At 62.5% G+C, this 14,406-nt stretch carries 13 protein-coding genes; 4 read left to right on the forward strand and 9 right to left on the reverse strand.

The window, feature by feature from the left end; all coding sequences use genetic code 11:
- Window positions 1-45 precede the first annotated feature (45 nt).
- Genes AC5SSZ_RS02935 through arsB form a run of 4 tightly spaced genes read left to right on the forward strand, consistent with a single transcriptional unit; the run spans window position 46 to window position 4,161 of the window.
- Window positions 46-891: an arsenate reductase/protein-tyrosine-phosphatase family protein gene (locus tag AC5SSZ_RS02935; protein WP_495436822.1), complete on the forward strand. Its 846-nt coding sequence runs from the start codon at window positions 46-48 to the stop codon at window positions 889-891.
- Window positions 888-1,886 carry an ArsJ-associated glyceraldehyde-3-phosphate dehydrogenase gene (locus AC5SSZ_RS02940; RefSeq protein WP_495436824.1) on the forward strand — a complete coding sequence of 333 codons (999 nt, stop codon included), beginning with the start codon at window positions 888-890 and terminating at the stop codon, window positions 1,884-1,886. The genes AC5SSZ_RS02935 and AC5SSZ_RS02940 overlap by 4 nt, the downstream gene beginning before the upstream one ends.
- Window positions 1,883-3,148 carry an organoarsenical effux MFS transporter ArsJ gene (gene arsJ, locus AC5SSZ_RS02945; RefSeq protein ID WP_495436826.1) on the forward strand — a complete coding sequence of 422 codons (1,266 nt, stop codon included), beginning with the start codon at window positions 1,883-1,885 and terminating at the stop codon, window positions 3,146-3,148. The genes AC5SSZ_RS02940 and arsJ overlap by 4 nt, the downstream gene beginning before the upstream one ends.
- Complete coding sequence (gene arsB / locus AC5SSZ_RS02950) at window positions 3,145-4,161, forward strand: ACR3 family arsenite efflux transporter (protein ID WP_495436828.1); 1,017 nt, start codon at window positions 3,145-3,147, stop codon at window positions 4,159-4,161. Before arsJ ends, arsB begins: the two co-directional genes overlap by 4 nt.
- 18 nt (window positions 4,162-4,179) lie before the next feature.
- Here the strand turns inward: arsB and AC5SSZ_RS02955 are convergent, their stop codons facing one another.
- The 9 genes from AC5SSZ_RS02955 to AC5SSZ_RS02995 all read right to left on the reverse strand — a co-directional run bounded on the left by AC5SSZ_RS02955 (window position 4,180) and on the right by AC5SSZ_RS02995 (window position 14,275).
- Entirely contained in the window at window positions 4,180-5,037 is an 858-nt protein-coding gene (locus AC5SSZ_RS02955) for a TauD/TfdA family dioxygenase (protein WP_495436830.1), read from the reverse strand.
- A 31-nt stretch (window positions 5,038-5,068) separates the two neighbouring features.
- On the reverse strand, window positions 5,069-5,860 hold the full coding sequence (locus tag AC5SSZ_RS02960) for an SDR family NAD(P)-dependent oxidoreductase (RefSeq protein ID WP_495436831.1): 792 nt from the start codon (window positions 5,858-5,860) through the stop codon (window positions 5,069-5,071).
- On the reverse strand, window positions 5,857-7,299 hold the full coding sequence (locus tag AC5SSZ_RS02965) for an AMP-binding protein (protein WP_495436833.1): 1,443 nt from the start codon (window positions 7,297-7,299) through the stop codon (window positions 5,857-5,859). The genes AC5SSZ_RS02960 and AC5SSZ_RS02965 overlap by 4 nt, the downstream gene beginning before the upstream one ends.
- The gene (locus AC5SSZ_RS02970) at window positions 7,299-7,898 is read right to left on the reverse strand and encodes a thermostable hemolysin (RefSeq protein WP_274828218.1); all 600 of its coding nucleotides are present in this window, start codon (window positions 7,896-7,898) and stop codon (window positions 7,299-7,301) included. The genes AC5SSZ_RS02965 and AC5SSZ_RS02970 overlap by 1 nt, the downstream gene beginning before the upstream one ends.
- A 111-nt stretch (window positions 7,899-8,009) precedes the next feature.
- Window positions 8,010-9,374, reverse strand: a complete 1,365-nt coding sequence (locus AC5SSZ_RS02975) for a sensor histidine kinase (protein WP_495436835.1) — start codon at window positions 9,372-9,374, stop codon at window positions 8,010-8,012.
- Entirely contained in the window at window positions 9,371-10,048 is a 678-nt protein-coding gene (locus tag AC5SSZ_RS02980; RefSeq protein WP_274832381.1) for a response regulator transcription factor, read from the reverse strand. The genes AC5SSZ_RS02975 and AC5SSZ_RS02980 overlap by 4 nt, the downstream gene beginning before the upstream one ends.
- Before the next feature lie 11 nt (window positions 10,049-10,059).
- On the reverse strand, window positions 10,060-10,659 hold the full coding sequence (locus tag AC5SSZ_RS02985) for a DUF6134 family protein (RefSeq protein WP_368946924.1): 600 nt from the start codon (window positions 10,657-10,659) through the stop codon (window positions 10,060-10,062).
- A 165-nt stretch (window positions 10,660-10,824) separates the two neighbouring features.
- Window positions 10,825-12,555 carry an OFA family MFS transporter gene (locus tag AC5SSZ_RS02990; RefSeq protein WP_065270949.1) on the reverse strand — a complete coding sequence of 577 codons (1,731 nt, stop codon included), beginning with the start codon at window positions 12,553-12,555 and terminating at the stop codon, window positions 10,825-10,827.
- 346 nt (window positions 12,556-12,901) lie between these two features.
- Window positions 12,902-14,275 carry a sigma-54-dependent transcriptional regulator gene (locus AC5SSZ_RS02995; protein ID WP_495436838.1) on the reverse strand — a complete coding sequence of 458 codons (1,374 nt, stop codon included), beginning with the start codon at window positions 14,273-14,275 and terminating at the stop codon, window positions 12,902-12,904.
- Between the last annotated feature and the right edge of the window lie 131 nt (window positions 14,276-14,406).

Genomic DNA, 14,406 nt, shown 5'->3' on the forward strand with positions numbered 1-14,406 from the left:
AAATCTTCACTGGAACGCGCCCTATATTTCCAATATTCATGAAATATGGAAAAAGAAATTCCCTCCCGCCTGACCACGCTTGGCCATCCACAGCGACTGGCCATTTTCCGGCTGCTGATGCGGCGCTATCCGGACCGGATGCCCGCAGGTGAAATCGCCGGGGCGCTGGATCTGAAGGCCAGCACCCTTTCCACCTATCTGTCTGCGCTGATGCAGGCGGGGTTGGTGACGCAGGAACGGTCCGGGACCTCGCTGCTCTACACCGTCGATATGTCAGCGGTGCAACAGACCTTTGACTATCTGATGCTCGATTGTTGCCGTGGGCGTCCGGACCTTTGCCTGCCCGCCGCCACTTCCCCCCAAACAGGACACCCCGCCATGACCGCGCGCAAATACAACGTGCTATTCATTTGCACCGGAAATTCCGCCCGCTCGATCTTTGCCGAAAGCATCCTGCGCGATCGCGCGTCGGATCGCTTCAACGTCTACTCCGCCGGAACCCGCCCCCAGTCAGATCTGAATCCCTTCGCGGTGGAGGTACTGCAATCCAAGGGGCATGACACCGCGCATCTGCGGGCCAAGAACACGGCTGAGTTTACAGGTCCCGGTGCGCCGCAGATGGATTTCGTTTTTACCGTCTGCAATCAGGCCGCCAACGAGGAATGCCCGGCCTGGGACGGTCAGCCTATCAGTGGCCACTGGGGCATGCCGGACCCGGTCAAGGCCGAAGGCACCGATGCCGAAAAAAGCCTCGCCTTTCATCAGGCCTATGGCGCGCTGAAACGCCGGATCGAGGCCTTTACGGCGCTGCCCATCGAAACACTGGACCGCATCGCCCTGCAACACGCGGTGGATGATATCGCCAGCCAAGCACAGGAAGACACCCAATGACCACATATGCTGTGAACGGCCTTGGCCGGATCGGAAAACTTGCCCTGAAACCGCTGCTGGAGCAGGGCGCGCAAATCGCCTGGATTAACGACGCGGTGGGTGATCCGGAAATGCACGCACATCTTCTGGAGTTCGACACGGTGCATGGGCGCTGGGATGCGGAGTTTTCCCATGATGCAGACAGCGTGACGATCAATGACATGCGTCTTCCCTTCATCGGCACCTCCGATCTGTGCAAACTGCCGCTCGACGGCGTGGATGTGGTCATCGACTGCACCGGTGTGTTCAAGACAGAGGCCAAGCTTGCCCCCTATTTCGACGCGGGCGTGAAAAAGGTCGTGGTCTCCGCCCCGGTCAAGGATGGCGATACGGCCAATATCGTCTATGGCGTCAATGAGGGCACCTATGATCCGGCGCGCCACAGCATCGTGACGGCTGCCAGTTGCACCACCAATTGCCTGGCGCCTGTGGTCAAGGTGATCCACGAAAATCTGGGTATCCGGCACGGCTCCATCACCACCATCCACGATGTCACCAATACCCAGACGATCGTCGACCGCCCCGCCAAGGATCTGCGCCGGGCGCGCTCGGCACTGAATTCGCTGATCCCGACAACCACCGGCAGCGCCACAGCGATTACCCTGATCTACCCGGAGCTGACCGGGCGCCTGAATGGCCATGCGGTGCGGGTGCCGCTGCTGAATGCCTCGCTCACCGACTGCGTTTTCGAGGTGGAGCGCGAAACCACGGCGGAGGAAGTCAACGCCCTGTTCAAAGCTGCCGCCGAAGGGGAGCTGGAGGGCATCCTTGGCTATGAGACCCGCCCGCTGGTCTCGACCGATTACACCAATGATCAGCGCTCTTCGATCGTGGATGCGCCCTCGACCATGGTGATCAATGGCACCCAGGTGAAGGTCTATGCCTGGTATGACAATGAAATGGGCTACGCTTGGCGGCTTGTCGATGTGGCCCTGTTGGTCGGAGCCTCACTGTGAACCATCGCCCTGAGGGTCTGTCGGCCTATATCGCGGTGACGGCGGCCTATTGGGCCTTCATGCTCACCGATGGGGCGCTGCGGATGCTGGTCCTCTTGCATTTTCACACGCTGGGGTTTTCCCCTGTGCAGCTGGCCTATCTCTTTGTCCTTTATGAGATCGCCGGGATGGTGACGAACCTTTCGGCGGGCTGGATCGCGGCGCGGTTCGGGCTGGCGGCGACGCTTTATGCCGGGCTGGCGTTGCAGATCGCGGCGCTGGGCGCGCTGACGCAGCTTGATCCGGACTGGGCCATTGGTGCCTCGGTTGTCTTCGTGATGTGTGTGCAGGGGATTTCGGGCGTGGCCAAGGATCTGGCCAAGATGTCGTCGAAATCGGCCGTGAAGCTCTTGGCGCCCTCGGCAAACGGCGGATTGTTCCGTTGGGTGGCGGTGCTGACCGGATCGAAGAACGCGGTAAAGGGTCTGGGCTTTTTGCTGGGCGCGGCGCTGCTGGCGACGCTTGGGTTCAGCTGGTCCATCATTGCCATGGCCATGGTTCTGGCGCTGGTCTTTGCCGCCATCGTGATGCTGATGCCACCGGGACTACCGACCGGGCGCAAGGGCGCGAAGTTTTCCGAGGTGTTTTCGAAATCCGCCAATGTGAACTGGCTGTCGGCGGCGCGGGTGTTTCTGTTCGGCGCGCGCGATGTCTGGTTCGTGGTGGGCATCCCGATCTATTTTTACGCGGTGCTGTCGGATGGATCCGAGGCGGGCAACCGCGCGGCCTTCTTCATGATCGGCACATTCATGGCGGTGTGGATCATCCTCTATGGTGCGGTGCAGGCGGCTGCACCCTGGCTGCTCGGGGCTGCGAAACGCCCGGAAGCTGCGTTGATCCGCGCCGCGCGTAGCTGGGCGTTGGCACTGTTTACCGTGCCTGCGGCGCTGACCCTGGCGGTCTGGATGTCTCCGGCGCCGCAGCCTTGGATGACCGCTGTTCTGGTCCTTGGCCTTCTGGCCTTTGGGGCGCTGTTCGCGGTGAACTCTTCGCTACATTCCTACCTGATCCTCGCCTTCACCAAGGCTGAGCGGGTGACAATGGATGTCGGGTTCTACTACATGGCCAATGCGGGCGGTCGCCTGACTGGTACGCTTCTGTCCGGGCTGACCTATCAGGTTGGCGGGCTCGCGCTTGTTCTGGGGACGGCGGCCCTTATGGTGGCGCTGTCGGCGCTTGCCGCGGGCAAGCTGCACGTTGAAGGCGCGGAGGTCGCACCATGAGCATCTTTGAAAGATATCTGAGCGTCTGGGTCGCGCTGGCCATGGTGGCAGGCATCGTCATCGGCAATATCGCACCGGCGTTGGTGCAGATGATTGCGGCGGCGGAACTGGCGCGGGTCAATCTGGTGGTTGCCGTGCTGATCTGGGCGATGGTCTATCCGATGATGGTCGGCGTCGATCCGGCCGCGGTGAAGGATGCTTTCAAACAGCCGCGGGGCTTGGGCATCACGCTGATGGTCAACTGGTTGGTCAAACCCTTCACCATGGCGCTGTTGGGACTGTTGTTCTTCGAAGGCATCTTTGCCGATCTGGTATCGCCCGAGGATGCGCAGCAGTACATTGCCGGTCTGATCCTGCTGGGGGCGGCGCCCTGTACCGCGATGGTCTTCGTCTGGTCGCAGCTGACGCGCGGGGATGAGAATTACACCCTGCTGCAGGTGTCTCTGAATGATGTGGTGATGGTCTTTGCCTTTGCGCCCATCGTCGCCTTCCTGCTGGGCGTCACAGATATCGAGGTGCCCTGGGAAACGCTGGTTCTGTCGGTGATCCTCTTTGTGCTGCTACCGCTGTTGGCCGGGATCTGGACCCGGAAAAGGCTGGGCAGCGCAGCGCGGATTGAGGGCTTTCAGGCCCACGTCAAACCCTGGTCAGTGATCGGGTTGATCGCGACGGTGACGATCCTGTTCGGCCTGCAGGGGCAGGTGATCCTGGACCGGCCCGAGGTTATCGCCTTGATCGCGGTGCCCATTCTGATCCAGTCCTATGGGATCTTCGCACTAGCCTATGGTGCGGCCTTCGCGCTGAAGGTGCCGCATCGGATCGCCGCGCCTTGCGCGCTGATCGGGACCTCGAATTTCTTTGAGCTGGCCGTCGCGGTTGCGATCTCGCTGTTCGGGCTGAATTCCGGCGCCGCGCTGGCCACCGTGGTCGGTGTGCTGGTCGAGGTGCCGGTGATGCTGTCGCTGGTGGCTTTTGCCAACCGCACCCGCAGCCGGTTTCCCGGCAACGGGTGAGGTCGCATGGGACTATGATCAGACCCGGCCCATGCCGATGAACAGCTGGCGATCCTGATCCTTGATTGCCCGGCGCCCGTGCATGATGCGGGTATTGTCGAGCACGGCGATATCGCCGTCCTGCCAGTTGATCTCGGTGGTGCTGTCTTCGGCCAGTTCGCGCAGCTCCTCAATCTCTTCGGTGCTGACCAGGCTGCCGTCGGCCAGACGGTAGACGGGCGGCTCGTAATTGTGCGACGGGCCCAGAACCGCATTGGCAAAGCCTGCAGCGCCGGACAGGGCCGAAGGCCGCACCGGGTTCAGCGTGATATGATAGGTGAGCGAGCCATCCTCGTGCATGTCGAAATCCTGGTTCGGGATCGCTGCCTTGAATTGCAGGATATGCTCTTCGGTCACCTCTTCAGGCTCCGAGATCGCGGGGTGTTCATTGGCCAGGTAGCGTTTCCACAAAAGTTCCGGCAGCTTGCGCGAGACGGTCATCGGCTGGCTCCAGCGCGCGCGCTGCGCCTCCGACATGCTGGCCAGCACATCGCGCCCGTCGCAGATCGTGGTCTGCGAGCCTTCAAAGGCGGCCTTGGCGGAGTAGAAGGCAACGATATCGGGGCAGACTGGGGTGTTGCCGTTTTCGATATGCAGACCGATCGGGCCAAGCCCGGCATCCACCATCTGGGTGTTGCGCTCGGAAAATTCCCGTGCGGGGTCAAAGGTGATGGTGCTGCACAGCTCGGCTGTCAGGGCGCTGAAGGCGGCCATGTCGACGTCAAAGCCCCGCAGCAGCGCCCAGCCGTCGCGGCTCAAATGGTCGCGGACGGCGGCAATGGCGGGGGCGTCGATCTGGCTGCCGGTGCGCGCGGCGCGGATCACGGTATAGGTCATGTTTGGTCTTTCTACTTGAAATCAGAAGGGTCTAGGCGCGGCGCAGGCTGTCCAGGGCGGCGATGGTTTTCTCGGCGCGGGCCTGAGCCCCGACAGAGCGGTCGACCAGCTGCGGGAACAGCCGCTGGACTTTGACAAAGAACCGCTCTTTGCCGCGAGGAAAGCTTTCGCGTTTGCCTTTGCGGATTGCCTCCCAGGCTTCTGCAGCCACCCGTTCCGCGCTGTCGAGCGTCATGTCCAGCGGTTCGATCAGGGCGCCGAATTCGCTTTCGGCGGCGGTGCGGGCGGCGCGCGGGGCGATGTAGGTGACGCCAACGCCGCTGCCAGACAATTCGCGCCGCAGCGCGTCAGAAAAGCCCCGCAGTCCGAACTTCGTCGCCGAATAGGCCGCGAAATAGGGGTAGGCGATATCGCCGAAGACAGAGCCGATGTTTGCCACGCGTCCCTGACCTGCGCGTAGCGCGGGCAACAGATCCCGGGTCAGCGCGATCGGGGCCATCAGGTTGGTGTCGGTCATCGCCTGCAGCTGAGCGTCGCCAAGATCCGTCAGCCACCCGACGGTCAAGCAGCCGGCATTGTTGATCAGGATATCAAGCCGCCCACCGACCTGCACCACCAGCCTTGCGCGATCCTCAGCAAGGGTCACGTCTGCGGGCAGGATGGCGCTCTCAGGCAATCCTGCGAGCGTGGCGGTATCTTCCAGCTTGTGCCGATTGCGTCCGGTGATCAGCGGCACATGGCCAAGGCGTGCGGCCTCCATCGTCAGCGCCCGGCCGATGCCGGATCCCGCACCGGTGATGAGAACGGTCTTTTTCTGGGTCATGAGGCAAGGCTTTCGGCTGTCTGGGAAAGAGGCTGCGCCGGGCGGTCGTTGATAATCCGGGCGGCGACGGCGCGGTTCGGGGTGCCTGCCGCAAAGAGCAGGCCCGGCTCTGTCGGAGAGGTCATGATTACCGCCGCAGGCTGCGCATAGGGCGGGATCCCTTCCAGTGCGGCGGTGATGTCTGCGCCGCTGATCGGAGCCGCAGCGGCGACCACGAGAACCAGCGATCCGTCCTGGTGCAGGCCAAGGGCCGAGCTGACGACGCGGGGATCGGCGTTGATCCTTTGCTCGACCCACTCGGGTGAGATGTTGCGTCCGGCGCCGGTGACGATCAGCGCGTCCTTGCGCCCGTCGACGATCAGACGCCCGTTTTCGATGCGGCCTAGATCGCCGGTGTGCCAGCGGGCAGGGGGCGGATCGCCATTGAGATACCCGGTCATCACGGTGGGGCCTGCGACGGTGATCTCGTCGTCGATGATCTGAACGTCGAGCCCCTCCAGAATCTCTCCGACGGTGCCGATGGCATTGTGTCCGGGGCGGTTCATAGCCACCACGGCGCAGCATTCCGACAGACCGTAGCCTTCGTGCGCCGGGATGCCGACAGCCTCGGCGGCGTGCAACAGCGCGGGCGAACTGGCAGCGCCGCCGACGGCCACGAAGCGTAGTGAGTTGGGAGCCCGGCCGTCCTTGCTGCTGAGGTCTTGAACCCAGCGCCCCAGAAGCGCGGGCGCCAGCAGGCTGGTGGTGGGCCTTTCGCGGGCAAAGGCGGCGGTCAATGGTCCGATTTCGGCGCCGAACAGAGTGCGCGTGGCCTTGAAGTCAAACCGGGTTTCCGCGCCCGCCAGAATGGGCAGGAAGATCCCGCAGATCTGTTCCAGAAGCTGCGCCAAGGGCAGGATCGACAGGTGGCGATCGCTGTGCGTCGGGGCCACCACGGGCAGCAGTGCATTCAGCGAGGCCTGCAACTGGCTGCTTCCGATGACAACGCCCTTGGGGCGCCCGGACGAGCCGGAGGTGTAGATGATCCGCTCTGCCTTGGAGGCTGCCGAGGTCGGGGCTGGTAGTGCTGCGGCATCGGTGTGGCTGAGCGACAGGGGGATCTCCGGCAAAGCGCTTTGCCCGGCGGTTTCGGGTGCGGTGATCAGCGCGCCGATCCCGGCGTCCTTGATCACATGGGCAATCTGCTCGGGCGCAAAGAAAAACGGCAGCGGCACCTGCCGACGGCCGGTGAGGGTTAGCGCCAGATCGGCCACTACATAGGCGCAGCCGTCCGGAAGGGCGATGCCAACGGTACGCGGCGCACCGTCCAGCCGCGCCGCAAGCGCGGTGACTTCGGCGGCAAGATCGGCCCAGGTCAGGCTGTCGCCATCGCCGGAAAAGGCGACCGTTTGCGGGCGCTCTGCCGCGTGACGCCACAGGGCCTCGAATACCATGTCCATTATGCGGCACCTCCCTGAAGGCCCGGCAGCGATGCAGGCGCAGCGGTGCCGGGCGTCAACAACGCCAGATCCGTCTCGGTCTCGATAAAGGCGCAGACCCAGGGATCAGTGTCGTAATAGCTGCCCCAGTTGTCTGGGTCCGCCACGCGGTCCGCCGCAGCGGCGCAAAGGGGGATATAGCCCAACCCAGTGCGCGTCAGCAGGCGGCGCAGGGGCAGGGTGGCGGTGAAGACGCCGCAGACCACGCCCTGCTGCCGTCCCCAGTCGATCATGCGGTCGAGAAGGGGCAACACCGGAAAGGGCGACACCGAGGCCAGGGATGTCACCTCCATGATCTGGCTGGCGTGGATATCGCGTCCGGTGCGTTCCTTCAGAACCTCGCAGAAATCGCCATTCAGGTAGCAGTCCGAGAAAAAACCGTCCTGCGCCGTGCGGATCCCGGCCGCGCAGAGGATCTTACCCTCTGCGTTGGAGGCTGCAGCCAGAACCGGGGCAAAGCCTTTGACCTGCGCCGCATAGGTGGTGTCGTAAACGTCACGGATATGGGCCTCAGCGGCTTCACGGCCGGGAGAGGTCGGCGTCAAAAACTCAATTCGCATGGAGCGCCTCGCTTGGATTTCCTGTTGTCTAGGGAAATCGCCCGCCAGGCTTACAGCCCGCTTACAGGTTCGCAGAACCATGGGCGGAGCAGGTCAAGTATCTGTGATGTTTTATGGAAATTCGATGCTAAACCGGCTGCCACCGCCATCCCGGTCGGCAATGTCGACCCGGGCGCCATGGGCTTCGGCCACGGCCTTTACAATGGCCAGGCCAATTCCCGAGCCCTTGCCCCGGCCCGGCTCGGAGCCGCGGTTGAAGCGTTCGAACAGCGCCTCACGTTCCGTTTCCGGCACCCCGGGGCCGCGATCCAGAACCGCGATGCCGGGTGGATTTGCCATGACGCAGATTTCAACCTCGGTTCCGGCGGGCGAATAGATCAGCGCATTGCGCACGAGATTGTCCAGCGCGATGGCCAGAAGGCCCTCATTGCCGCGGATCCGGACGCCCTTGGCGCCGGTGACGGCCAGGCTTTTGCCCGCGCGGATGGCGTTCGGGGCCTGAGCGCAGGATATCTGCACCGCCAGATCGTCCAGAGCAATTTCCTGAAAGGTCGAGGGTTCCAGCGCATCGGCGCGGGCCAGATCGATCAGCTGTTCAAAGATCTGCTCTAGCTGTTTCAGATCCTGTTTGAGGCGTTGGCGGACCTCGGCGTCACCGATGGTATCGACGCTGGAGTGCAGCACCGCGAGAGGGGTGCGGACCTCATGCGCCACATTCGAGGAAAACTCGCGCTGCGACCGGTAGCCTTTTTCCAGCCGGGCAAAGGCGCTGTTAACGGCAGCGACGAGGGGCACGATCTCGGACGGCAATCCTTCGGGCGAAAGGCGCTGGTCCGGGGCGTCGGGGCCGATACTGCCGGCCTGCTGCATGACGCGATCCAGCGGCCGCAGGGAGAGCCGCGCCGCCAGCAGCGCCGATGACAGTACCAGCACCGCGCCAAGAACGATCCAGATGATCTGCTCTTCTACCTCGTGCCACATGGCATCAAGGATGCTGGTATCGGCGATGGGGGCATAGGCCGAGGCAAGGACGCAGATCTTCAGCCCTGCATTGATGCCGCACAGCGCCATGCCGCGCCGCTCTCCCGGCAGGTCAATCTCGGCTGCGGTGCCAAGCGGCAGCGGTGCAATCTGCGCCTTGATCTGCGGAGAGGTCTCACCGCCCGCGAGCAGCACCATTTCCGGGCCAAACACCGTATAGCGATAGGCGCCCTCGGCGCCGCGAAATCGGAGCGATTGCACCGGCAGGCCATAATTCTCCGCCTCCGGGTCGGCCTGAACCAGAACCTCGTTTGCTTCGCGCAGCAGCGTCTCTTCGAGGTTTTCTTCCAGATGTTCGAAAAACTCGGAGATCAGGATCGTGACGGACATTGCGATGGCAAGCAGCAGCGCCAGGACGATATTGACTGTCAGCTTGCGCTGCAGTGAGCCCGGTCCGCCAAGGGGGGCATGGGCAGACTGGGTGAGGGCCTTCATTGACCGTCGTCTTCCATCAGGTAGCCGATGCCCCGCAGCGTGTGGACGGTGCTTGCGGCGCCCAGATCCTGCAGTTTCTTGCGCAGCCGGTGAATCGCGACTTCGATGGCGTTCGGCGTTGGCGGCGCATCAAATCCGTAAAGCGCGTTCTCAATGCTGTCCTTGGACAGGATGCGCCCCTTGCGGCGCATGAAGACCTCCAGCAAATCCAACTCGCGACGGGAAAACCGGGCGGGCTGGCCAGCAATCTCAACGGAACGATCGTTGGTGTCAAAGCGTATGTTACCAAGGCTCAGCTTCAGCCCCAGCGCACCACCCGGGCGGCGCAGAACGGCGCGGATGCGGGCGATCAACTCGCTGCTGTCAAAGGGTTTGACCAGATAATCGTCAGAGCCGGCGTTGAGGCCTTTCACCCGTTCGTCCAGTGCATCACGGGCGGTGCAGATGATCACCGGCGTGTCGGCATTGGCTTGTTTGATCCCATCGAGCACAGACAGCCCGTCCATGTCCGGCAGGCCCAGATCGAGGATGATCGCGTCATAGGAATAACTGCGCGCGGAATGCACCGCATCCGCGCCAGTCGCCACCCAGTCGACGACGAAATCATTGCTTTCAAGGCTGGCACAGGTGTTTTGCGCCAACCTTTCGTTGTCTTCCACATAGAGAAGCCGCATGGGCTGCGATCCTATTTGCGCAGGTAGGTCACGGTTGACCCATCATCGGCCTTGAAGGAAACATGTGCAAGGTCTCCGTTCTGGTCATACCAGACATCGCGTTCGAGATCGCCTGAGATACGATAGTGATGGGCGCGCAGCTGGCCGCTGCGGGTGGGGACATTCTGAACGCCCAGATCGATCACCCGCACCGACATGACGGTACCGTCGATGGTGTTGAGTAACTGGCGGCGTTTCAGAATATCATCGTTCCACAGGCTTGCGGGCAGCAGGCCACGCCCCTTTTCGCTGATCTGATGCGCGTCGCCGTCATCATCGGTGGCCGAGCGGATCGAGGTCATCTTGCCATTTGCCCATGTCTCGACGCTGTTCTGCTTGAAGGCATAGGCATTGACGCGGATCAGCGGGATCTTGACGGCGATATCGGTGACGACCTGGACGGAGTATTTGGCGGCAGAGCCGGAGAAGCTGTAGCTGAGCTCTCCGATGTCCTTGCCCTTGCGAATGACGTCAAAGCGCAATGCGCCCTGGCTGGGTGGGGAAGACGCCAATACCGGCGTTGCCAGCCCGATGGCTGTAACCAGAACGGCGAGTTTCCTGAGGATCTGCATGACACGCTCCTTGCGATATTTGTACAGGGTTGGCGCCCGATATGGGTGGTGCCGCTTACGCGAACCTTACGGGCGTGACCGGCGCATGGGCCGTGCGTGGCGATAAATGCAAAAAAGGGAGCCTGCGCTTGCAGGCCCCCTTCGGGTTCTGGGATTTTTTTGGAGTTACTCGGCGGGCGAAGGTGCTGCGCCGGTTTCCGGGTGGTGGTGGTGCGAACCCACCGGCCGGATCAGAAGGTTGGCAAAGAAGGCCACTACCAGCAGACCGGCCATGCAATACATGGTCGTATTGTAAAGGCTCGGCGTCGGATCGACGATGCCCTGCGGCGCGATCTCCATCAGCTTGGCGATTGTCACCGTCTTCGCGGACACCAGAGCGTCCAGCTGCGACACCGGCGCGCCAAAGGCGGTTTCAAAGGCCTGCGCATCTACCTTGGCGGCAAGATCCGTAATCGCATTGTTCACCGACATCTGACGCAAGGACGTGATCGCAAGCGGACCCAGCACACCGGCGGTGGACCATGCGGTCAGCAACCGGCCGTGAATGCCGCCCACGTGCATGGTGCCGAACATATCCGCCAGATAGGCCGGGATAGTGGCAAAGCCGCCGCCATACATCGAGAAGATGATCATCGTCGCGACGTAGAAGCCGATCAGGTAGAACATCGACGGGTTTGCTGCGCCTGCGGTCGCAAAATAGGGGATCGACAGGTACAGGATCGTGCCAAGGATGAAGAAGGCGTGATAGGTGTTCTTGCGCCCGATGAAGTCAGAGGTCGAGGCCCAAAAGAAGCGGCCGACCATGTTGAAGACCGAAATCATCAGAACATAGGTCGAGGCAAAAGCCGCGGTCACGATCAGCGGCATGGTGGTGCCGTAGATTTCCGACATCATCGTCTTGGCGACGCCGATCACACCGATGCCAGCCGTCACGTTGAAGCACAGCATCACCCACAGCTGCCAGAACTGCGGTGTTTTCAGCGCCTGGTCGATATGGACGTGGTTCTTGGTGATCAGACCCGAAGCGGCCGGTTTCGGCTCCCAACCTTCAGGTTTCCAGCCCTCTGCCGGAACGCGATAGCTGAAGGAGGCGATGATCATCACAATGAAATAGACGATGCCAAGGGTCAGGAAGGTGGAGGATGCGCCGGTGTCGCCGGTGCCAACCACATAGACGCCAGCCTCGCCGCCGCCGGGCAGGGCTGCCGCCTGGGACGCCGATGCGATGACGACCTCAACCATGCCGTTTGCGGTCTGGGCAAATACTCGGCCGCCTTCGATCACGGTGTCGATGGCTTCGCGCGTGCCAAGGTATTCAGGTGCCTTGGCATAGATGGACAGCAGCCAGCCTTTGACCGGGGCCGCGATCATCGCGCCGCCACCAAAGCCCATGATCGCCATGCCGGTTGCCATGCCGCGACGGTCCGGGAACCAGCGCAGAAGGGTCGAAACCGGCGAGACATAGCCAAGACCCAGGCCGCAGCCGCCGAGGGCGCCGTAACCAAGGTAAACGAGCCACAGTTGATGGCTGGCGATCCCTGCCGAGCCGATGAGGAAACCGCCGCCCCAGCAGAAGGCAGCAACGGTGCCGACCATGCGCGGGCCAACTTTTTCCAGCCATTTGCCGGCAAAGGCAGCAGCCAGGCCGAGGAACACGATGGCGACCGAGAAGATCCAGACCACCGAGGTCAGGCTCCAGTCGTCAGCAGCGGGGCTGACAACGCCCAGCTGGCGCGTCAGAGCGGGGTTGAATACGGACCAGGCGTAGACCGAGCCGATGCACAAGTGGATGGCGATCGAGGCCGGGGGCACCAGCCAACGGTTGAAGCCGGGACCTGCGACGATGTTTTCCTTAAGCAGAAAGGAAAGCGGCCCCCGATTGGGTGCGGAACTCATATGGATTATCCTCCAAATTATTGACCGGCTGGCGTCTCTCTCCTCCCCGAGGTCGGCTGCCGAAGCTGGGCATGCGAGCGCATGCGACGTAGTAGTCTTCGGCTGTTGTGAAGGGGTGCGTCAATGTTTTGAATATAAAAAACAATAACTTACGCTGACGTTTTGTCGGAGCGCTATAGTCGCGACCCGGGATAATTTGGACATTTTGGAAATTGTTTCCCAGTCAGGGGGTAAAATTTGCGCCAGTTTGTCCGGTTGTTCAATTCGGTAAAAATATGCGTGATCAGGTGCCAGCAGCGGTGTCGGCAGAGGGCGCCAGAGCGCGAGGGGATGGACGATTCCCGGCTTACAACCCCCAGGAGGCGCATTTGCGGTCGATGGTCTTTCGCGACACGCCCAGCCTGCGGGCGGCTTCCGAGCGGTTGCCATCGACAGCCTCCAGCGCGCGCAGGATCTCGCGCCGCTCGATCTGATCCAGCGGTTCGATCTGGCCGCTGCCGTCCGCCGGGTGGGCCAGCGTTTCCAGGGGAAAGCTGCCAAAGATCAAAGAGCGCTCGATGAAGTTGCGCAGCTCCCGGATATTGCCCGGCCACTTGTGGCGCAGCAGGGCACTGCGGGTACGAGGATCGATCTGCAAGGGCGCGCGGGTCAGCTGCTCGGCGATCTCCTGCACGAACAACTCGGCCAGTTCCACCACATCGGTGCCGCGCTGGCTCAGCGGGGGCATCACCGCTTCGATCACATTGAGGCGAAAGAACAGATCCTCGCGGAAACGCCCGGCGGCGACTTCGTCCTTCAGCGATTTGCTGGTGGAGACGACAAAGCGCACATCCAGCTGGGTGCTGCGTTCGGTGCCAACAGGGCGGACCAAGCCATCCTCCAGCACCCGCAACAATGCCGCCTGCGCCGACGCGCTGAGACCTGCGATCTCGTCCAGGAACACGGTTCCGCCCTGCGCCGAGGGCAGCAGCCCCTCGCGTCCACCTTGCGCGCCGGGGAAGGCGCCGGGCGCATGGCCGAAGAGTTCGAATTCTATCATCTCTGCCGGAATGGAAGCGCAGTTGATCGGCACAAAGGGATGTGCCGCCCGGTCCGAGGCTGCGTGCAGGTGCCGCGCCGCGACTTCCTTGCCGGTGCCAGAGGCGCCGGTGATCAGAACCGGCGTGCTGACATCGCGGACCTGATCCAGCACCCGCCGCACATCGGCAATCGCGTCCGAGCTGCCGATCAGTTGGTTGCGCAACCTGCGCCCGGTGTCGGCGCTGTTCAGCTCGTGCAGCAAAAGGGCGTTCTCGCGCCGCAGCTGAGCCATCTGGATGCAGCGTTGTACCGCATTCAGCATTTGGTTCGAGCGGAAGGGCTTCAGAACAAAATCCGCGGCCCCGGCGCGCATTGCCTCGATCGCGGTTTCCAGATCCGCATAAGCGGTGATCATGATGGTATCGGTAAACCCGCCGGCGCTGCGCTGATGGGCCAGCCAGTCGATGCCCTTTTGACCGGGCATGATGTTGTCCAGGATCATCACATCGAAATGCCGCTGGGCCAGCAGCCCTCCGGCTTCTTCGGTCGTCGCTGCCTCGGCGACCTCTCGGCAGTGGGGCGCGAGCGTTTTGACCAGGAAGTTGCGCATGCCCGGTTCGTCATCCACCACCAGGATGCTGGCCTGCGCCAGCCGGTCGGTCAGTTCGTTTCCGCTCTGCGCTTCTGTTGCCTGTGCCACCGCAGGTCTACCCGTGTTCTGTTGTCTGAGTGCAATAGGGCATGCCCGCCAAACTCTGCCCGGTCAAGAAAAGCCACCATACAGGGTCATGAACTCTTCGCGAGCAGGGGGCGGTGAAAAAGCGGTGGAGG

It is taken from the genome of Phaeobacter sp. CC-HEC084 (assembly GCF_059429255.1).